At 42.6% G+C, this 20,581-nt stretch carries 20 protein-coding genes; 5 read left to right on the top strand and 15 right to left on the bottom strand.

All coding sequences use genetic code 11. The annotated features are described in order from the left end of the window. Positions 1–171: 171 nt before the first annotated feature. The 9 genes from FLAVO9R_RS09635 to FLAVO9R_RS09595 all read right to left on the bottom strand — a co-directional run bounded on the left by FLAVO9R_RS09635 (position 172) and on the right by FLAVO9R_RS09595 (position 8,185). Positions 172–2,427, bottom strand: coding sequence for a xanthine dehydrogenase family protein molybdopterin-binding subunit (locus FLAVO9R_RS09635; RefSeq protein WP_126872195.1), 2,256 nt, complete (start codon positions 2,425–2,427; stop codon positions 172–174). Then, positions 2,424–2,921, bottom strand: a complete 498-nt coding sequence (locus FLAVO9R_RS09630) for a (2Fe-2S)-binding protein (protein WP_159530801.1) — start codon at positions 2,919–2,921, stop codon at positions 2,424–2,426. The genes FLAVO9R_RS09635 and FLAVO9R_RS09630 overlap by 4 nt, the downstream gene beginning before the upstream one ends. A 240-nt stretch (positions 2,922–3,161) precedes the next feature. Beyond that, a complete protein-coding gene (locus FLAVO9R_RS09625) occupies positions 3,162–3,377 on the bottom strand; it encodes a tellurium resistance protein TerC (RefSeq protein WP_126872197.1) in 216 nt (71 codons plus the stop codon). A gap of 214 nt (positions 3,378–3,591) precedes the next feature. Beyond that, on the bottom strand, positions 3,592–4,524 hold the full coding sequence (locus FLAVO9R_RS09620; RefSeq protein ID WP_126872198.1) for an AEC family transporter: 933 nt from the start codon (positions 4,522–4,524) through the stop codon (positions 3,592–3,594). Positions 4,525–5,018: 494 nt separating this feature from the next. Beyond that, positions 5,019–5,879 (bottom strand): PhzF family phenazine biosynthesis protein, encoded by an 861-nt coding sequence (locus tag FLAVO9R_RS09615; protein WP_126872200.1) that lies wholly within the window; start codon positions 5,877–5,879, stop codon positions 5,019–5,021. 118 nt (positions 5,880–5,997) lie between these two features. Beyond that, positions 5,998–6,588: a glutathione S-transferase family protein gene (locus FLAVO9R_RS09610; RefSeq protein WP_201299257.1), complete on the bottom strand. Its 591-nt coding sequence runs from the start codon at positions 6,586–6,588 to the stop codon at positions 5,998–6,000. A gap of 324 nt (positions 6,589–6,912) precedes the next feature. After that, positions 6,913–7,050: a hypothetical protein gene (locus FLAVO9R_RS09605; protein ID WP_158306767.1), complete on the bottom strand. Its 138-nt coding sequence runs from the start codon at positions 7,048–7,050 to the stop codon at positions 6,913–6,915. 90 nt (positions 7,051–7,140) lie between these two features. Beyond that, positions 7,141–7,734 carry a rod shape-determining protein gene (locus FLAVO9R_RS09600; RefSeq protein ID WP_013784416.1) on the bottom strand — a complete coding sequence of 198 codons (594 nt, stop codon included), beginning with the start codon at positions 7,732–7,734 and terminating at the stop codon, positions 7,141–7,143. 121 nt (positions 7,735–7,855) lie between these two features. Then, a complete protein-coding gene (locus FLAVO9R_RS09595) occupies positions 7,856–8,185 on the bottom strand; it encodes a hypothetical protein (protein ID WP_159530799.1) in 330 nt (109 codons plus the stop codon). A gap of 216 nt (positions 8,186–8,401) precedes the next feature. On the opposite strand from FLAVO9R_RS09595, the gene FLAVO9R_RS09590 reads away from it, so the two are divergent. From FLAVO9R_RS09590 to FLAVO9R_RS09580, 3 genes are read left to right on the top strand one after another with little or no spacing between them, the layout of a single operon-like run. Beyond that, positions 8,402–8,806: a PadR family transcriptional regulator gene (locus tag FLAVO9R_RS09590; protein WP_159530797.1), complete on the top strand. Its 405-nt coding sequence runs from the start codon at positions 8,402–8,404 to the stop codon at positions 8,804–8,806. 4 nt (positions 8,807–8,810) lie between these two features. Next, the gene (locus FLAVO9R_RS09585; protein WP_159530795.1) at positions 8,811–9,389 is read left to right on the top strand and encodes an HAAS signaling domain-containing protein; all 579 of its coding nucleotides are present in this window, start codon (positions 8,811–8,813) and stop codon (positions 9,387–9,389) included. After that, positions 9,382–10,653, top strand: coding sequence for a metallophosphoesterase (locus FLAVO9R_RS09580; protein WP_201299256.1), 1,272 nt, complete (start codon positions 9,382–9,384; stop codon positions 10,651–10,653). Before FLAVO9R_RS09585 ends, FLAVO9R_RS09580 begins: the two co-directional genes overlap by 8 nt. A gap of 456 nt (positions 10,654–11,109) precedes the next feature. Here the strand turns inward: FLAVO9R_RS09580 and FLAVO9R_RS09575 are convergent, their stop codons facing one another. Then, complete coding sequence (locus FLAVO9R_RS09575; protein ID WP_159530793.1) at positions 11,110–12,090, bottom strand: AraC family transcriptional regulator; 981 nt, start codon at positions 12,088–12,090, stop codon at positions 11,110–11,112. 288 nt (positions 12,091–12,378) lie between these two features. On the opposite strand from FLAVO9R_RS09575, the gene FLAVO9R_RS09570 reads away from it, so the two are divergent. Further along, positions 12,379–13,788 carry an FAD-binding oxidoreductase gene (locus tag FLAVO9R_RS09570; protein WP_159530791.1) on the top strand — a complete coding sequence of 470 codons (1,410 nt, stop codon included), beginning with the start codon at positions 12,379–12,381 and terminating at the stop codon, positions 13,786–13,788. A gap of 90 nt (positions 13,789–13,878) precedes the next feature. Here FLAVO9R_RS09570 and FLAVO9R_RS09565 read toward each other — a convergent pair whose 3' ends face one another. The 5 genes from FLAVO9R_RS09565 to ppnP form a co-directional block, all read right to left on the bottom strand. Next, entirely contained in the window at positions 13,879–14,541 is a 663-nt protein-coding gene (locus tag FLAVO9R_RS09565) for an HAD-IB family phosphatase (RefSeq protein ID WP_159530789.1), read from the bottom strand. 331 nt (positions 14,542–14,872) lie between these two features. Next, a complete protein-coding gene (locus tag FLAVO9R_RS09560; protein ID WP_159530787.1) occupies positions 14,873–15,154 on the bottom strand; it encodes a hypothetical protein in 282 nt (93 codons plus the stop codon). A gap of 119 nt (positions 15,155–15,273) precedes the next feature. Beyond that, positions 15,274–15,531 (bottom strand): hypothetical protein, encoded by a 258-nt coding sequence (locus FLAVO9R_RS09555; protein ID WP_159530785.1) that lies wholly within the window; start codon positions 15,529–15,531, stop codon positions 15,274–15,276. 69 nt (positions 15,532–15,600) lie between these two features. Further along, entirely contained in the window at positions 15,601–16,389 is a 789-nt protein-coding gene (locus tag FLAVO9R_RS09550; RefSeq protein ID WP_159530783.1) for a DUF2071 domain-containing protein, read from the bottom strand. Positions 16,390–16,932: 543 nt separating this feature from the next. Next, positions 16,933–17,217: a pyrimidine/purine nucleoside phosphorylase gene (gene ppnP / locus FLAVO9R_RS09545; protein ID WP_159530781.1), complete on the bottom strand. Its 285-nt coding sequence runs from the start codon at positions 17,215–17,217 to the stop codon at positions 16,933–16,935. A 253-nt stretch (positions 17,218–17,470) separates the two neighbouring features. Here ppnP and ydiJ point away from each other — a divergent pair, with 253 nt between their 5' ends. Further along, entirely contained in the window at positions 17,471–20,539 is a 3,069-nt protein-coding gene (gene ydiJ / locus FLAVO9R_RS09540; RefSeq protein ID WP_159530779.1) for a D-2-hydroxyglutarate dehydrogenase YdiJ, read from the top strand. Positions 20,540–20,581 lie beyond the last annotated feature (42 nt).

Genomic DNA, 20,581 nt, shown 5'->3' with positions numbered 1-20,581 from the left:
GCGACGTTAACTAGCTTACAGGCAGTTTACACATACCGGGTAAACTGCCAAATAAGCCAATCTAGCAGAAGCGCTATTTATAAAAGCCTCAACATTAAAAAGCCGCATAGATTTTTCAATCTAAGCGGCTTTTTCTAAGCACTTTTATCACACTGTCAGCGTAACGCAGCCTTAAGCTTTTAACTGGTTTCCAATAGGTAACTGCCTAATGCGCTTGCCACACGCCGCAAAAATAGCGTTACACAAGGCTGGGGCATAAACCGGTGTGGCTGGTTCACCCACGCCTGCTGGTGGTGCATCACTGGGTATAATCTCAACGTCAATTTCTAACGGCGCATCACTCATACGCGGTACGCGGTAGTCATGAAAATTACTTTGTTGAGCACGGCCTTTATCAAAGGTAATACCCTCACTAATGGCGGCAGTAATACCAAAGACAGAGCCACCTTGTACCTGATTTTTCACGGTGTCGGTGTTTACCACAGTACCCGCATCAATGCTGGCCCACGATTTGATAATTTTGAGATCGCCTGCATCTGACACTTCTACTTCCACCACAGTAGCTACATAGGTTAAGAAGCTTCTATGGGCTGCAATACCAAGCCCTCGGCCTTTTGGTAGTGCTCGACCCCAGCCACTCATATCTGCCACTTTCTCGATGGCTTTGCGTAGGCGACCAATATCGAGTGGATAGGCATCTTTGTCGGCACCGTAGTTACCGTACTCTGCATTTTGTTCAGTTACATCGATAATACGATCGGGGCCAATGGTTTCAAGTAGGTAGTCTTTTTGATCGCGACCCGCTTTGTGTGCCGCTTCACCAATGAAGGACTGAATAGCGAATGCATGAAAGATATTAGACACCGAACGCATCCACCCTATACGCGCTTTTGCAGGTGCTTCACCACTTTCAAGTTTAATATTAGGGGTATTGATTGGGTTATCAGTAAAGCCTAGGCCAAGTTCAAAGCTAAACGGCGCGGTAGCATCTTGTTGGAAGGTAGACGCAATGGGTGAAAAAGCCGTACGGTGCAAGTAAGCATTAATACCGCCATTTTCATCTAAAGAAGCTTCAATGTGCTGAGCTGACACTGCATGGTAGAAACCATGCTGAATGTCGTCTTCACGTGTCCACTGCACGCGAATAGGCTTACCTGTTTTCATTGAAAGGTAGGCCGCTTCAGCAGAAAAGTCGGGCTTAGACTTACGCCCAAAACCACCGCCTAGCATGGTGACGTGCACGTTAATTTTCTCTTTTGGCATACCAATCATGGCACCCACGGTTTCCATATCGGCTTGAGGGTTCTGCGTGGCAGCCCACACATCAACGCGGTCTTTATAATACATTGCCGTGGCGCAAGGTGGCTCCATTGGCGCTTGCGCTAAGTGCGGCACATAATAATCGGCAACCAGTTTGTCACTTGCACTGGCGAGCACATTGGCTGCATCACCTTCTGCGCGTACCGACTTTTGTGGTTTCGATACTGTTTCTAGCAAGCTTGCTTTAAAGGCCGCAGAATTATAATCACCATTTTTACCGTCATTCCAGCTTACTGTAAGAGCACGACGTCCTTTTATGGCAGCCCAGGTATTGTTAGCAATAATGGCGATGCCGCCTTTAGGTTGAAACTGTGGTGCGCCTTTCGCCGCCGGAATTTCCACAACATCTACAACGCCATCAATGGCTTTAACTGCTTTTGCATCAAAGCTTTTTACTTTTCCGCCAACAACAGGTGGGCGAACTACCACGGCAACTAAGGCTTTTGGCTCAAGTACGTCAGCCGCAAAAGTCGCTTTGCCAGTTACAATGTCTTTTAGGTCGATATGCGCCATGGCGGTATTAATGTAACGCCACTCGCTGCGCGCTTTTAATGTAATGCGATCTAATTCTGGCGGAGTAATTTTTAATGCATCGTTTACCAGTTCTGCATAGGTAAGAGTTTTACCCGAGGTATGGGTGACCACATGTTGCACTGCACTGCATGAGTCGAAAGGCACATCCCAACGTGTGGCCGCGGCTTGCTGCATAAGGTGGCGCACGCTTGCGCCCATTTCACGAAGACGCTGCATGTTATAACGAATACTGCGTGAACCATCGGTATTTTGATCGCCGTATTTCGGATCACCTTTACCTTGGATAACCACGACTTTGTCCCACGAGGCTTCCATCTCATCGGCCACAATTTGCGCCAATGCGGTACGAATTTGTTGGCCCATTTCAGAGCGGTGACATGTAATCTCAACAACGCCATCAGGGCGAAGTGCTACAAACAAGTTAGCCATTTTGGCTGACTCAGAGGGTTTTGCTAGTACGCCTGCCATAGCGCGGGGCGCCGCTCCCATGAAGTAAGTGCCTAACACGAGTGCGCCAGCGGTAGCCGATGACTTTAAAAAGCTGCGACGAGTTAAATCAAAATACTTGCTCATGCTTCTTCTCCCGCAGACTCAGGCACATAATACTCCACACCGGCCATGGTTTTGGCCGCTGACTTTATGGCTTTGTGAATACGGGGATAAGTACCGCAGCGGCAGATATTGCCAGACATACCTTGCACAATTTCTTCATCGCTTGGGGTAGGGTTACTCGCTAATAAACTGGCCGCTTGCATCATTTGGCCGCACTGACAGTAACCGCATTGAGGTACCTTATGTTCAACCCATGCTTGTTGAACGGGATGTTCACCGTCTTTACTTAACCCTTCAATGGTCGTTATTTTGCTGCCTGAAATAGCAGAAACAGGCAGTACGCAAGAGCGCTGTGCTACGCCATTAATGTGTACTGTGCAAGCACCACATTGTGCCATGCCGCAGCCAAATTTAGGGCCAGTTAGATGTAATTCGTCACGTAAGTACCACAGTACGGGAGTGGTAGGATCGCCCGCAAATTCACGTGTTTCACCGTTAACGGTAAACGTAATCATGATCTTGTCTCCATTGTCGTAAGTGTCGATGGTCAGTCGAATATCTCACGTTGCCTGTTTGAATAAATGAAAGGTTTTTTGATTTTATAAGGTGTTATATAACGCGTCGTTGGTTTTTATACGCGTTACGAATTTAGCGTATAAAATAACATGACGATGGAGGTTATACTGAAACTTCAGATTAATGGTTTACGATGTGCGATGACAGGGGGATAAACGTGTAAATTACGTAGTAATGAGTTAGCGAAATTTACGCATTAACAATACGCGGTCTATTTTTCTAGCGCTTGACGTCATCATGTTCTGGCTTATTTTTAGCCATCCTCGTGCACGAGGCCAATCGTAGCTTAGTAATACTAAACCACCTATCACCAACAGAATCGACCCTGGCAAAAGGGTTAACACAATCCCGCCGATAAATAGAATGCCACCAAGGGTTAACCGAACAATTTTCATGATAATTTTTCCACGCAATTAAATGCTAGTTACTGAATTTTAGCTATTAACGGCAAGCCATCGAATCTAATCGCTTAGCCCTAACGTTCGAATTAAAGCAATCGAACTCAGGTAATGAAAGATAACTAAACTCATTGTGGTTCAAAATCGAATAGTTGCCAACCACAAAAGTGTAAACAAGTGTATAGCGGAGTTTTTAAAGCTCAGTTAGTTTTTAAACGAGGCCTAGCATGGCCAAAGCCCCAAAACCGATGGCGGTAACAGGTAACGACACCAATGTGCTTAGGGCAATAATACTTGCAGCCAAGCGGTGATCGCCACCTAAGTTCCTTACCATCACATAACTGGCTGCGGCTGTCGGCGCGATAGACAGCAATAATACTATGCCTAGCTCCATGCCTCTGAAACCAAAAAAATAGGCAATACCTACCAGTAAGGCGGGGTAAACAATGCACTTACTAACTGTGGCTAATGCGATGTTGTACCAGTCGCTAGAAAATGAGCGGAACTGCAGCGATGCGCCGGTACAAATAAGTGCTAAGGGAAGGGTAAGCTGGGCAAAGTATTCCCCTGTTTTTAAGGCAACCTCGGGCAACGACCATTGAAAATAAGAAAACGGTAAAGCTGCAACAATCGAAATAATAAGCGGATTTCGAGCAATACCTTTAATTTGATTCATTGGCGCCGTAAAACCCACCTGATAGAAGTTAAGTACAAATACTGACATAACATTGTACAAAATAGTAATGCAGCCCATATAAACGGATGCGGCTGCTAAACCTTCTTGTCCGTAAGTATTCGCGCAATATGCTAAGCCAATAATGCCCATATTGGCCCTAAAACCGCCTTGCACTACCACACCGCGTGCATTTTGTGGGTTCACGGTGCAATGCACCAATAGCATTAATACCGCGCACATTAATACCGAACCACTTATTCCAATAGTGATAAGGGTAAAATTAGCAGCATTAGAAAAATTCGACTGACTAATAGATAAAAAAAGCAGCGCTGGTAAGGCAACATTAAATACGAGTTTTGAACCCGACTCGATAAAGGCTTCGTTTAACCAACGGATGCGAAAAAATACCCAACCCATTAAAAGAAGGATTAAAACGGGCACTAAGGTACTGGTGATAAATGAAAGCATGGGAGTTAATCGATGAAAGCACTAAATTCAGGAGATGGGCAATACAGTACCAAACTTAAACGAGATTGCGGCATTAGTTTGAAAATATAATTTCAGTACTTTCATAGCGGGTTTTAGACATTCCAATAGCACTTGTAACTTTGCATAACTATCATTCAGTTCAGTACAAACAACAAATCCAATAGCTCAAAATGATGTCGACACTAATTCCCTAGGTCCCCAGCCCTTTGGCCCTTATTTGGAATTTCTATGAGAACGCTATATTTAAAATTTGTTGTAACGCATTTTGTTTTAAGCGCCATTATGTTTTGTGTTTGGTACTTGGTTGCAGGTATAGAGAATGCGAGGGAGATGACTTTCGTTATAAGTACATTAGCGAGCTGTATAGCAGCTAAAAATCTAATGGAAGACACTTTGAAAGAAAAGAGCTGACAACATAAGTGTTGGTTCGCGTAATGTATGCACAGCGCCTTTTGAGAAGTGTCAGGCACATGCTAAATTTCCATTTCAATCTGTTGAAGTGAGCGGCCAACGCCGCCAGCCATTAAACGAGTAATGCAGCCATCAACCAACTGTAAATCAACGGTTATCAGGCTGCCTGATGGGGGATTCATTAAATGGCCTTGTTCAATGAACAGAGTAGTTTTGTCTATACCCTCTCGATCATAGAGATAGCAAGCTAAAGGGCCAGCAGCCATACCAGTAGCAGATTCTTCGTCAATTCCATAGCGTGGGGCAAACATTCTAGCGCCAGCATGACGCCCGCGCACAGTGGCTTCACTTGAAAAAACATAGAAACCTATTAGGTCATATTGTTCGCTCATTTTTTTGATGAGATTTTGATTCGGTTGTACTCCAGCTACCGAAGCTGCATTGTGAAGGGGAACAAGTAAAAAGGCATTCCCCGTATTCACAATTGATATTGAATGAAGCGGTACGTCGCTTGAAAGATTAAGCGCAGCGCGCACTTCTTCGGTGTTTAACACATCCGTGTAGATTGGCCGTGATTGCTCCATAAATGCCATTGAACCATCAATGATTATTTCTCTGGTTCCATCTACCGTCTCTTTCGACATCCGACCATTTTGTACTAGGCCAAGCTCACTCATTCTGCTAAACGTCGCTATGGTGGCATGACCGCAATGCGCTATTTGCTGTACGGGGGTGAAAAACTCCAGCTTTATAGTGGCAACTTCTGAGTTTGAAACAAAGGCGGTTTCAGAAAGCCCCACTTTTTGCGCCACTATAAGCTTCTGCTGTGCCGTTAAGGGGTTCGCATCTAAAACTACACCGGCGGGGTTTCCACCAGAGTCACCGTCAATAAATGCATTTACTATTTCAACAGAGACTTTCATGATGAGCTCCTCTAGCAAACAATAGGACTGAATGTACTAACGTCAGACTACTAACCTCTAACACTTGAGGTTGGGCAGTTATTCCTTAAGCGCTATGAATATATCTTTATTAAGAGCCCTAATCCAATCCTTCTTGTGCCATCATGTTTTTCACCGCGTTACGGCTTAGCATGGTTTGATAGTGCGCATTTAAATGCGGCCAGTCTTGAGCTTTACTGGCATACCGACGGCTCCAGTAGGCAACCATGAACAAGTGGAAGTCGGCAGCAGTAAGTTGCTCACCTACTAGCCATGGTCCATTATTGGTGAGCACTTTTTCAAGTACGCCCCAGCAATGGGTGAGCATATCATTCGCGTTATCTTTTACTTGCTGCAAATTGCTGTCGCCGCTAACGTATTGTTCAGGGTGCGCCCAGCGGTTGGCGGCCTCTTGCAGCGTAGAAGACATCCAAAATAAGTATTGATAGTACAAGCCGCGTGCAGGAGAGTGTATATCAGGCGCTAGTCCAGATTCTGGGTACTGATCTATCACATACAGTAATATTGCGGCAGATTCATAAATAACTCGCCCTTCATGCACCAACGTAGGCACTTTACCGTTTGGGTTAATGGCTAAATATTCAGGCGATTTTTGCATGTTTTTAGCTAAGTCTATTTCTATTAACTCATAAGAAACGCCAAGCTCTTCAAAAATGGCGTGGGTAGCCATATTCGCGCCGCCTTTATCCCAATATAATGTATAAATAGTTGTGCCTTTTTTTTGCTGCTATAGCTAAAAATTGAAAACCTATTAGGTGTTTTTTTAAAGCTTATCATTTTCGCGAAATTTTCGACATGATGGCAGCGGCTAGAATGGGTATTTCCGACTTCTTAAGCCTGCAATATTAATTCTACCGTTTGGGCATGCCGTAAATAACGAACTCACCTTGTAGTAACTGCATTTGTTTTGCTGATAACGGTAATAATGAAAACATGCCTCTTTAAATAGCAAAATGACGTAGACGATGACACCGAACTTACACTAACCCTATTACTACCAGTCGGCGCTATATTTTTTATTCGCTTCAAAAGCTTCTACTTCTAACGGCGCATTATCGTAACCGTACGCTGCTAAATCAGAATAATGCTGCGTTATTATTTTATCTAAGCTGGCATTTTCTATCTGCCGCACATGCACTAATTCATGGGCTAGCGTTCCTTTCTAATTTTCGATGTATCTAAATATTCAGACATTTTAATACTCAAGGCCTTTCAAACTGTTTTACTTGCCTAAGTACCAAACAGCTAAGATTAATATTGCAAGATAAATGGCAAAGATACCATAGCTAGCCGACGTTGAAGCCGGTGAAATATTTTGAATTGTAGGCTTATCGTCATCTTCAAGTTCATCAAAATTTACTGTTTCAAAATTTAACGGGGAGCCAGAATGAATCTTTACTGCTATTGCGCCTGCACCAATAGCTAACTCTTTAAAAGCTCGCTTTTCAATCATAGTGAGACCACCTTCGGTTTTTTCCATAGGATGGATAATGACCTTAGGTCTGGGCCGTAATATTTGGTTAGTACTTAAGTGCTTAAAAGCGTGTTGTAGTAGCTTTTCGCCTACATAGAAATCAGAAAAAAGTACTCTGGGGTGTGAGAAAGGGTTTACGGCAATTTCATCCTGTTGAAGATTTTTACTCGCTTCTTTACCAATTCCCGATATTAGTTTCTGACCTTTGTCGGTCGTCTTTATGACTACAACGGGGTAATCATCAAAGGACGTGCGCTTTGCGGTATCAGTGACTTTTAATCGATGCTCCCAAATTTGCATGTACATGATCGGTGCAAATCTAGAACGTAAATTTGACAGCATCTTAATTTCCTTAGCATGGGTGGGGCAGGGTAGATTTCAATTTTTATAATAGTTTTATTCTATATCTCTACAAGTGTTTGTGTCACTGACGTTGGGAACGACAAAATATAGTTGATAACCACTAAATAGAGACTCTCTCAGCATTTGGAAATAACAGGCAAGCTCGGTCAAACACAAGAGCAGTATGTCTTTGTGATAGGGTGATATCGATGGCATTTGAACTATGATTAAATACCGTAATAATGTTGTCGGCATGTTGAATACGCGCTGCGCTTTGTTTATTAATTCGCTTACCCTGAGACGGCCACAGTCTTGCCAAGGGAGTATGAAGAATTAACACTTCATCACCAACGTCTTGCAATACATGCTCCGGATTATTTAGGCGTGGTGAGCGGAACATAAAAAAAGTAAACAGAAATATAAGCAATGCTACTAAATAGATATATTCCATGTGGGCACATTTTCCTTTGGTGAATAAATCCAGATTACCCCCTAATTCCCCCAAATTAAATACAAACTAAACAACAAAGTAGATTAGCGTACTTCGCTAATTGATCAAAACCACCAAAACGCTCCGCTAAAAGAGAAAAGTGTATTTTTCTTAATCACTATGCTATAAATTATACTATGTATTACATAGTAATAAGCTTAACCTAGCTGGAAGGTCATGACAGAAGCTTCAAATCAAAGCGCGAAGTGGGATGCGCAACTTCGAAAAGGCACCTTAGAGTTGGCCATACTTGCCGCGGTCGCGGGCGAAGAAAAATACGGGCTGGCGATACTTAATTACCTGCATGGTTTTGAAACCATGGTGATTAGTGAAGGCACGCTTTACCCATTGCTCGATAGGCTGAAGCGCGAAGGGGTACTGAATGCGAAATGGCATCAAGAGGGTGAAGTACGCCCACGAAAATATTACTCGCTTACCGAAAGTGGTCTTGAACGGTTACATATTCTGCGCGCACGCTGGAAGCGTTCGGTAGTCGATATGGAATCGCTGCTAGCAGATTCAGCTATCGGCGAAGGTAACGGTGCAGACAACGTGAAAGAAACTGGAAAAAGAAAAGGATAATGAAATGAGTGGAAGGGAACAAATTAGCAACTACCTGAAAAGCTTTAGTCGTTACTTGGCCTCGTTAAGTTCTGAAGATGCAGCAGAAGTCATTCAAGAAATTGAATCTCATATTTATGATGTTATCGATCAACAGGAAATGGCAGGAAAAGAAGCCAATATTGAAAGCATCTTGGCTGGGCTTGGTGCGCCAAGAGTACTGGCCGAAAATTACGTGAGTCATATTCAACAAGGTACACCCCCACCAGAAGGGTTTCGGCCTTTAACGTCGGTCACTAAAGGCCTGTCTAAAACTTTGTATTGGGGCATGTTGGCTTTTGGTTATGGTACGGGTTTGGCACTAATCGTATTGGCATTTGCAAACTTATTGCTGCCCAACGGCATTGCCTTTTGGGTAGAAGCTGAGGGAAATTCAGTTGCTATTGGCTTTTTAAGTAACCCTATATTGGCAAATAGCGACGCTACTATTACAGGCTTATGGATAACGCCGGTTGCCTTGGTAAGTGCCTACGCGATTAGCCTATTAACCTATCGCATTCTGGCTTTGCTTAAACGGTTTGCTGTTGGCTATCAGTATGCTTAAGCGCGCAGCGAAACGTATAGCGAAATCAGTCGGGCATTTTCTACTTGTTTCTTTTGTGTTGGCTATTGTTGGTGTGGGTGTCTTAATAAGCCAGCATGGCTCTATCGATATCGGAGACGCTCCATTGGCTTATAAAGTAGGCGGGGAAGGGCCCTTCATATTTTTTAACGATGAAACACAGTTAGGCTCTGATGTTACAAGCTCTGATAATTTAGGTGTTGATATTGTAGGTACTAATCTTCAAGGTACTGGCGTTGAAATTAATTACATCCGCGGAAGCCGAGAAGAAAACTTCTTCATTGAAAAACGCTACGTGCCTTTAACAGACCAAACAGCAGTGCCCCTTGAGGTATATTTTGCTTTAGAAGATGCCACGTTTACCTTCAATTTAAAGCCATTGAACACATTGAATACCAAAACGCCGTCGGTGTATGAAAGCACTGCGCCTATTTTGGCAATGTCCGACTTAGAAGGGAATTATAAAACCTTTCGTGATTTCCTTATTACCCATAACGTTATAAATGAAAACCTTGAATGGCAATTTGGTGAAGGCCATTTAGTGCTAGTGGGCGACATGGTAGACAGAGGATTTTCTACTACCCAATTGCTTTGGTTCATTTATAAGCTAGAACAAGAAGCCCAAAAAGCGGGAGGGGTGGTGCACTATATTATTGGCAATCACGAGCTTAAAAACCTTCAAGGCAATTTTAAATCGGCGGCCAATAAGTATATCCCCATTGCGGGCTTAATTGGCAAAAGCCAAGCCGATTTATTCAGCCACAATTCGTACATAGGGCGCTGGCTTGCCAGTAAAAATACCATTGAAAAAATTAATGGCCATTTGTTTGTACATGGCGGTATTCATGAAGATATCGCGAACCTTGATTTAAGTTTGCAACAGATAAACAACAGGTCTAAAGCTTATTACCGACAAATGTATTTCCCAGGCGTGGCTGACAAGGCAACTGAATCGTTAATTTCAACCGAGACTGGACTGGCGTGGTATCGAGGGTATTTCAAAGGTGACGCCAGCAATACATCTATACAGCAAACATTAGATAAATTTGATGCTCGCTCAATAACGGTGGGCCATACCTTGCAGTTTAAGGTAAATAAGCAATTTAATGGCCGCGTGTTTGCTATAGACGTGAAGCACCCCAATGATTATCGAGGAAGCTTTCCAACAAAACATTCTGAGGCTTTACTGATTGAAAAGGGTAACTTTTATCGGCTTACTGAAACTGGCGAAAGAATAGTTTTATAAGTATTTGGGAAACAGCTTTAGGGTGATTCCATTGCTTTGTTCATGGCGTTTATCGATCCCATTATGTCAGCATTAGTTATCTGTGATTGTGCTTTTTTCAAGTGAATGGGGGCAGAGTCGGAGGGATCACCACGAATAATATAACGAAATCAGTGAGATAAAAAAGAAGGGAACATTCAATTCGTTTGGTGATCAGAACAATCGCCAAACATCACTGAGACCTAATAATCATGAATGCCCTGACTATTGTGAACAAAGTCGTATCGCTTGTCAGCTTTAAGATACACAATACTCGGCAAAAAGCAGTTATTGATTGTGTTAAGAGTTTGCTCAAGTGGTACAGCTCCTTAGTAGACAAAGCCTGGGGTGGAGGTACATGAAATTAAATTCGTGGGGATCCCTCAGGGGCAGGGTACATTATTAAGGTACTTTGACTCTTATTTAACTTCGTGTTGTTTAACTTGCTTTGTTATATTTAGTTCGCCATTCCCCAGCAGTGCAGCCAACGTAGCGTTTGAAAGATTTTTGAAAGGCAGATTCAGAACTGTAGCCCACGTGTTCAGTTACTTGTAATATACTCATTCCATCGGTAAGAAGCCGTGAAGCTAAATGCATTCTCCAACTATTGATGTATTGCATTGGTGGCTGCCCAACGTAAAGATTAAAACGTTTTGCCAGGGACGAGCGAGACATAGCGCATTTGTTTGCCAGTGCGGCGAGTGTCCACTTATTAAATGGCGCTTGATGAATTAATACCAGTGCTTTTCCAATACATGGATCTTGTATCGCCGATAACCAGCTTTGTTTATCAAGGTCTGAATGACTCTCCATATGTTGCCTTAGTGCTAAAGTAAATATTAATTCAGTTAACTTTGTAACAATGCTTTTCGCTCGTTCATTCGATTTTCGCATCTCTTGTAAAGTAGAAAGTAGCAGTTGTTTCATTAACCCGTCGGTGTTGATGTGATCTTTAACCACCAACATATTAGGCAAAGTATTCAATACTGTATTTAATGGTTTAGCATTAAAGCCTATATACCCACATACCAAATATGACCGCGTGCCATCCTCACCTAATTTAACCGCAGTAAATGGCTGTTTTTTGGCGGCAGTTTGTTGATAAAAACTAGTGTCAACTGGCTGGCCTTCCCAACTATCAATGTTTGAGGTTAAGGAATGGCTAGTGCCCATTGGAAACATCACTACGTCACCAGTTTCAAGTTTTACTGGTGGAGAAGAATCACTAACTGATTTAGCCCAGCCTTCTCCACTAAGCATTATGTGAAAGGGTATAACATGTTCAACATCTGGCAACATGTACGATCCTATCGAGTTCATGGGAGGGTTAACCAATACCCATGGCTGTCCTGCTTCCACTTCAAAATAAAGTGCACCTTGAATGTGTAGACTGTTTAGCACATCAGTTAATACATCCATTTATCGCTTCCTTCGTGGGCACATACTGCTGAAAATAGTGGTTTACTGACGAGAATGGGAAGACACTAGGGATAGATTAGCCTATTTTTTGGACGATTGGATATAAATTAAGGTGAATTGGCTATTACCCTTTTGTGTTCAGGAGAACATGATTAGGCAGGTTTTTCGTTTAGTTAAATAAGTCATTGCGCTTTTACAGCGCAAAGTTAACAGGTGCTAATAGGTAAGATGCAAAAGCCGCAAAGTTATTATTCAAGGAATTATTACGACAACTAATAGGAATAAACAATGAATTTGCTTAGTTTTAAAAAGATGGACGGCAGCACTATTGAAGTAGAAAAGAGCAAAGTGATAGATGCGCTTACAGGGGAAATTATTATGCCCGATGCAGAGAGCTTTGATGAAGCACGGACGATATGGAATGGCATGATTGATAAGTTTCCCGGTTTAATTGTGCAAGTTAGCAATGAACAAGATGTGGTTAATGCGGTAAATTTTGCTCGAGTCTACGATATTTTATTAGCTATCAGGTCTGGTGGACATAATATAGCAGGGAAGGCGCTAGTGGATGGCGGGCTAGTCATCGATTTTAGTAGTATGCAAGCCGTGACTGTGGACCTTACTGAAAATACCGTTAAGGTCGCCCCTGGCGCTACCTTGGCAGATATCGACCATGTAACTCAGCAACATGGTTTGGTGGTGCCTACGGGCATAAACTCAACAACTGGAATTGCGGGGTTAACGCTAGGTGGAGGATTTGGGTGGACTACGCGTAAATTTGGCTTAACCATTGATAGTCTGATTGGTGTTTCTATGGTGACAGCAGCAGGCGACATTATAAAAGCAAATGCGCAAGAAAATGTTGATGTATTTTGGGCCGTCCGGGGCGGCGGTGGTAATTTTGGCGTGGTGACAGAGTTTGAGTTTACCCTACATCAAGCTGGGCCAGAGGTATTGGCCGGTATGGTGATTCATCCTTTCTCTGATGCTAAAAACGTACTTACGCAGTATCAAACTTTTATAAATACAGCACCAGAAGAATTAACCTGCTGGGTAGTAATGCGTAAAGCGCCGCCACTACCTTTTATCCCAGAAGAATGGCACGGTAAAGAGGTACTAATAATGGCCATGTGTTATGTAGGGGATATAAACGATGGGCAGAACGTCACAGCAGGTTTAAGAAAAATAGGCCACCCCATTGCAGAAGCGGTGGGCCCCATGCCTTTTACATCTTGGCAAGCCGCCTTCGACCCCTTGCTTACCGAAGGCGCGAGAAACTATTGGAAAAGCCTTGATTTGCAGGACGTTGATAATGATGTTGTAACAGAAATAGAAAAGGCTGTTGAGACATTACCTAGCGATGAATGTGAAATCTTTATTGCTCACCTTGGAGGCGCTATGGCGAACGTTGCGCCAGAAGGTACGCCTTGGATCAATCGACAAACCCACTTTACTGTAAATATTCATACCCGTTGGCAAAAAGCCTCAGATGACGAACTATGTCGAAATTGGGCTCGTCAACTGCATAGCAATTTAACGCCACACGCTATGAGGAGTGTTTACGTAAACTTTATTCCTGAAGGTGATGAAGACAGTATTGCACATGCTTACGGAGCTAATTTTGAAAGGTTAAAGAGAATTAAGCAGCATATCGACCCCAATAATCTATTTAGGGTCAATCAGAATATTGTTCCTTAAATAATGGCGCCGAGTACATTATAAGTTTTTAAAGTACTCGGTCCCTCTCTACGAACCCTTTCTTCGGACTTTACTTCGCTGTTTGCGTCGCTATACCCATTTCACTATTCTCATCGATTTTTCAAAAGATTTAGTCAGCTTCGTACTGCAGTACGGCCTTGGATTAACTATGATTTGTTGATTGCAAAGGCGTAAAAGGGGGATATCAATTGAACTATCGGAGTAACCTATAATTGTTTCGTATTCTTCAAGGTTATAGCGCATTTTGATGCGTTCAACTTTATTAGTTGAATAACAATGAAACTTGCTGACCATACCTCCAGCGAGCCGACTTTCTTCAGAGCAAGCGACCTCCAGCTTTGGAATACAGAGCTTTGCAATAATACGCTTAACCATCCACTCTGATGCACCACTGACAATTACTACTGTGTCATTATTTTGCGTATGTGAAATTAACTTTTCAATCGCGTTTTTATATAGGACGGTAGCGTTATTTTCCAAATACCTGTTAATAAAGCGCTTGCGTAATTTAGCTACCTTTTTAGGAGACATGCCACACGTAACTAGCCACAGAAGCACAGAGAAACCAATAAACTTTGTTTTATTCAGTATCAAAAAGGGCAGGGTGAAAGGTAGCGCGAAGAAGCATAATACAAATCGAATAGGATTGCGTTGCACCATGAACTTCATATACTCGGCGCCGGTATCTTTGTTTATTATTGTTTTGTCAAAATCAAACAATATTAAATTCACGGTGCTAAATATTTCCTTAATTTGACTACATGAGTCTTGGTAGCTATTCCACAAATAACGATATTCCACAGTTTGGACAAGTATAATTTGTGAATGTGAACATGCTCCATACCATTAAACTCAAAACTATTTACCTATAACGCCATTTTAAGCGGCACTGCCCGCTCTTGGCTGGTGCCGCTTAAAAATTTTTGTTAAGTTCTTACCTATTGATTACCATCTAATTAATAATATCATTTTCACTAAAATATGCATAAACACAGCTACTTATTGCAGCTCCAAATATTAGATATAGACCCCATGCGGATATCATCGATATAGCTTAGCTAAATTAATCACTACAGCCACCACCAGAATCTGAACCCTCATTACCCGAATATAAGTTGCTACTACCAGAACCGTCCGCAACAGGATTACCGCTATTTACTTTAGGGTTTATTGAGCGAAGGACAAGCAAAGTAATAGCAGGGCCACCTACTGGAATAAACCAATTAACAAGTAATGTAATTACTCGAGAGTAATTATTGATGAACAATGTGCTGTTGACAGCTAGAGTATTAAAAAATGCCCAAGCCAAATGAACACAAATAATTCCAGCTAATAAGTAAACCATAAGTTAGGTTTTCCCGATGGTATATAATGCCTGCAGCTGCAGCCGCGCGACGCGAGGCAGAATGCGCTTGTTAGATGTTTTCATAATTTTGCCACCAGTTTAACGGGTTGTCTTGAGCATCATAAACATTGCCATACCACCACGTAGGCTCTTTTAAGCAACTCACAAGCTTTGGCGATAGCTACTTCAATTTTTTGAAACCCTCTTTTTACTGGGATTGTCCAAACTGCAACATGCTCAAGGTTACCATCGAGGCGAGCACCAACTTTAGACAAGGCCTCATCTAGGCTTTGCAGCTTATGAACAATGCTCTCAACTTCAACTGGTTGAGTCTCGCATTCAGTACCTTCGATATATAAATCAATATGTTTGTTCATTCTTATATCTAACGCCAAGCTAAGCGGCGCAGCTCTGCTGCGTCCTTGCATGAGCGCTTTGATAAATTTTTACCCAATAATAGTAGGAGGTAAGTATATGGTAAATTCATTTATTGGCTCGACTAACACACTATAGGGATTGCTTTGCTCTTCTTCCTTAACAATATCAAGGTCAGACAAAAGTTTGAAATTAGCTGATTTTATCTTGGCGGGCTTAACCTCAAGCTCTTTGTGCCACACACGATATGTACCTAACTTTTTATCTCTTCGATAATAAAATCCTGCTAGCGGATGAGTTAGATAGACCAAGGCAGACTCAACATCGGGAAAACCCGGGAAATTTAACAAATCAGATTCAGATTGAACCAAATCAACTGAAGCTTCAGCCCAGTGGGATTCAGTTTCCATGTGATACTTTTTGTACAAGCCATTTACTTCATTAAGAGTGCAGTCAAAGCTAACTTTTCCAGCGTGCCACGGAAGATTCCAAAGGTATCTTGGCACCGCTAGCGTCCAAGAATCTAAAGTAGTACCAAGGAACCACACACAACGCTCCCCAGTTTCAGTATCGATAATGTATATTCGATAGTTTGTTTGGCCCATTGTAAATTTCGGAAACGGGAAGACTGCAGAAGTAAAGTCAACATCAATGAATGGAACTACAGATATAAGCCCCATTTCTTGGCCGTTGATTTCAACTGTGTCTAATTTAAAGCGCTCGGGAAATATACCTTGAAATCTATCAGAAGGTACTGCGTAAGTAATGATTGCGAAATGCTTCAAACCACAAAGGACATCTATTCCTTTCGGTTTAGGCCTTTCTATCAAATAGTCCGCCAGTTTCCGCGATTCTTGCACGATGCTTCCTTGAATTTAACAGTTTACTAGACCCCAAATCGGTCTGTTTAAACACACTATTATGGGTTTTTTGATTTTATCTATATTTCCAGATTACCTGCTAACCCCTCAAAACAATAAAGCCGGATGGTGTTTTTTGCTCACGAATTAAAGGTACAAAAACGGTATGTTCGGGGCTGAAGGAGTATTTGACTCATTTACTTTGTATTATGGTGTAGTAAGTTTAATTTAGCTAGAAGACCATAAAAGTACTACAAATTAAGCTCTATAAATAAAAGCGCTTAGGTAAAACAAATGACAAGTGGCATTTATGGCGAAAGGTACGCTAAAAAATATTTGTCTAACGCAGAGTGCCTAGAACGGTTATATATTCTTCGCGTATGATTGAAGCGTTCCAAAAGGGATAGGGAATCGCTATTAGCAAATAAATAAAGCAGCAAAAAATATAGCTACAATTAACTTACCTGCATCAAATTCACCCAACGCTGTCACCTGCATTATTAACAAGTGCAGCGTTAGGTAAGCCTAAGCAATAAACTTCAGCTAGCTATAAAAACAAAGATAAGCAGTAGGTGTTTCAATTTTTACATCGAAAGAAAGCTTTGCATCAATAGTAAACTCTGTTCCCGTTTTGAACGACTGCCAGTCGCTTGAACCTGGAAGTTTAACGGTCATTTCACCTTCCATTACTTTCATTACTTCGTGCTGACTGGTGTTGAAGGTGTACTCACCTGGCGCCATTACGCCTGAAGTACAGGGGCCATTTGCTGACTCAAATGCAATTGAACGAACCTTGTCATCAAAATAACTGTTTACTGTAAAAGACATATGCGCTTTCCTTTAATTGAAAATAGAAGAGCGAGCATTGTGCAATAATTAAAGCTGAATGGCTAACCTGTGATTTTCTAAGGCATTCTCATTCGCAAAATAAGCCGGCATTAAAAAGGCATCCAGTTATATAAAGTGCAAAATTAGTCATTAAAACCACATGAAATATGTGTAATTGGCTAGAGACTCTCAAGCGCTGTGGTTATACTAGCTCACAATCGCATTTCCAGAGGTTTTACAGCAATTGAGCACAATGAGTTTGCCACGTGTGGTGCCCCAGCAGAGTCTTTTAACACATTATCAGACATACCTAGAACAGCTTGCTAGTACCGCTTTTACCGGCGATGTTGAGTACAGCTATGCCAGCCGTCTTGCTGTGGCCACCGATAATTCGGTATATCAAAAACTCCCTCAAGCTGTGGTATTTCCTAAAAGCGTTGCCGATTTGCAAGTATTAGGCAAGCTGGTTAACGACCACCCGCTAGTGAAATTCTCTGCGCGTGGCGGCGGCACAGGCACTAATGGCCAAAGTTTAACCGACGGCATTGTGGTTGATATGTCGCGTTACATGAATCAAATTCTGGAAATCAATGTTGAAGAGCAATGGGTTAAAGTACAGTCAGGCGTAGTAAAGGATGCACTGAATGACGCCCTTCGCCCCCATGGATTTTTCTTTTCCCCGGATCTTTCTACTAGTAACCGCGCTACGGTAGGTGGGATGATTAGTACCGATGCCTCTGGGCAGGGCTCGTTAGTTTACGGTAAAACCAGCGATCATGTATTGGGCTTAACTTCGGTGCTGGCTAACGGTGATGTATTAAACACCACGCCAATTAGTGTGCAAGAAGCGAAAGAAATAGCCGACACAAACGCAGATAACAGTGCCTATGCGGGTATTCTGCGCCAAGTACTTGCTACTTGCGTAGATAAGCGCGATGCCATTATTGAAAAATTCCCGCGTTTAAACCGCTTTTTAACCGGTTACGATTTAGAGCACGCCTATAACGAAACCGAGCAGCTTATAGATGTAAGCCGCCTGATAACCGGCGCCGAAGGCTCGCTAGCCATGGTGGCCGAAGCTAAGCTTTCCCTAACGCCTATCGCGAAACATAAAGCCTTAGTTAATATTAAATACGATACCTTTGAATCGGCGCTTCGTCATGCTCCCGAAATGGTAAAAGCAAATGCCACGTCTGTTGAAACGGTAGACTCAAAAGTACTGAACCTAGCTAAAACCGATATTATCTGGCATTCCATTGCCAATTTAATTACCGACGTTCCGAATAAGGAAATGTTGGGCTTAAATATGGTGGAGTACAACAGTAATGATGAAGAAGAAATTCGCACCCGCATTGCCGAACTAGAAGCCAGGCTTACCGCCGCTGCTGAAACCGGCGAGGGTGGGGTAATTGGATATCAGGTTACGTTTGATAAAGCGGATATTGGTAAAATTTACGCCATGCGTAAAAAGTCAGTTGGCCTGTTGGGTAAAACCAAAGGGGTGCAAAAGCCTATTGCGTTTGCTGAAGATACCGCAGTACCACCTGAAAACTTGGCTGACTTCATCATGGAATTTAGGGCTCTGCTAGACAGCCATGGTTTAAAATACGGTATGTTTGGGCACGTTGATGCAGGTGTGTTGCACGTACGCCCAGCCCTTGATTTATGCGATGTTGAACAAGAAAAATTGATGCATCAAATATCAGATGAAGTAGTCGCGTTAGTGGCTAAATATGGCGGCTTAATGTGGGGCGAGCACGGTAAAGGTTATCGCAGCGAGTATGGTCCTGCCTTTTTCGGTGACATGTTATTTACCGAATTGCGTAAAATAAAAAGCGCATTCGATCCGCTTAATAAAATGAACCCAGGTAAGGTGTGTACGCCTTTAGATAGTACTGAAAGCTTGGTAAAGGTTAGCGATACGAAACGCGCGACATTCGATAGAACTATTCCTACTACGTTTAAAGAAGCTTTTGCGCCTGCCATGGAATGTAATGGAAATGGCTTGTGCTTTAACTACGACACCACGTCGCCCATGTGCCCATCAAGTAAAGTGACTCGCGATAGACGGCACAGCCCGAAAGGCCGTGCCGGCCTTATTCGTGAGTGGATACGCTTACTCGCGAAAGACGGGGTAGACACCAAAACACTAAGTGCCGACCAATTCGATACGTCGTGGTGGCAGCGCTTTAGTAATAGCCGAAACAAACAAGACGATTTTTCTCACGAAGTGCTAGACGCCATGAATGGTTGCTTAGCCTGTAAGTCGTGTTCAAGCCAATGCCCGGTGAAAGTAGATGTACCTGATTTTAGGTCGAAGTTTTTATCTATTTATTACCAGCGCTACATGCGCCCAATGAAAGACCACCTTGTGGGTAACATTGAACGCATGGCACCAATTATGGCTAAGTTCTCGCCAGTGGTTAATTTGTTTTTGAAACGAAAGTGGATGCAAAACGGTATCGAGAAAACCATTGGTTATGTAGACACGCCTATTCTATCTGAGCCTACGTTGGCGAACAGAGTAAAAGGGAAAGTAGCTACTTATAATCATGATGCGCTATCGAAGCTAAGTGCTGAAGAAAAACAAAAGACGGTGTTGATAGTGCAAGACCCTTTCACCAGCTACTACGATGCGAGTGTGGTTGAAGATTTTGTTGCCTTAGTGAATGCCCTTGGTTTTACACCGGTAATGTTACCGTTCAAACCGAATGGCAAACCAGAACATGTAAAAGGCTTTTTAGCTAAATTTGCGAAAACTGCAAAAAATACCGCAGGCTTTTTAAATGAAGTGGCGCAGCTAAACATTCCTATGGCAGGTGTAGATGCCTCTTTAGTACTGGTTTATCGTGATGAGTACACCAAAACCTTGGGTAAAGCCCGTGGTGATTTTCATGTGTTGGCAGTGCATGAATGGCTTGAAACGGTACCCAGTGATGTATGGCAAGCGACAAGCAAAAAGGCAGGTGTGTCAGAGACTTCAGCTCAGCCATTTGCTCTGCTAAGCCACTGCACAGAAAAAACGGCGTTGCCGGCATCTGAAAAGCAATGGCAAGGTTTGTTTGCTAAAGTTAATCAGCCAGTTGATATTGTGGCGGTAGGCTGTTGCGGCATGGCGGGAACTTATGGCCATGAAGCCGATCAAAAAGAAAAGTCGTTAGCCATTTATGGGTTAAGTTGGGAGCAAGCGGTTAAACGCTACCCACCAAATGCTATTCTTGCCAGTGGCTACTCTTGTCGAAGTCAGGTAGCCCGTATAGAGCAATTCAAGCCGAAGCATCCTTTACAAGGTTTATTGGCTTGTGTTTCATCACCCCAATAGCTATTGGCTAATATTGACCGACTATGTAAAAACTAAAAATAA

The organism is Alteromonas sp. 38, from assembly GCF_902506055.1.
In the GTDB taxonomy this organism is placed as follows: domain Bacteria; phylum Pseudomonadota; class Gammaproteobacteria; order Enterobacterales; family Alteromonadaceae; genus Alteromonas; species Alteromonas lipotrueae.
This window is presented reverse-complemented; position numbering and strand designations above follow the sequence as displayed.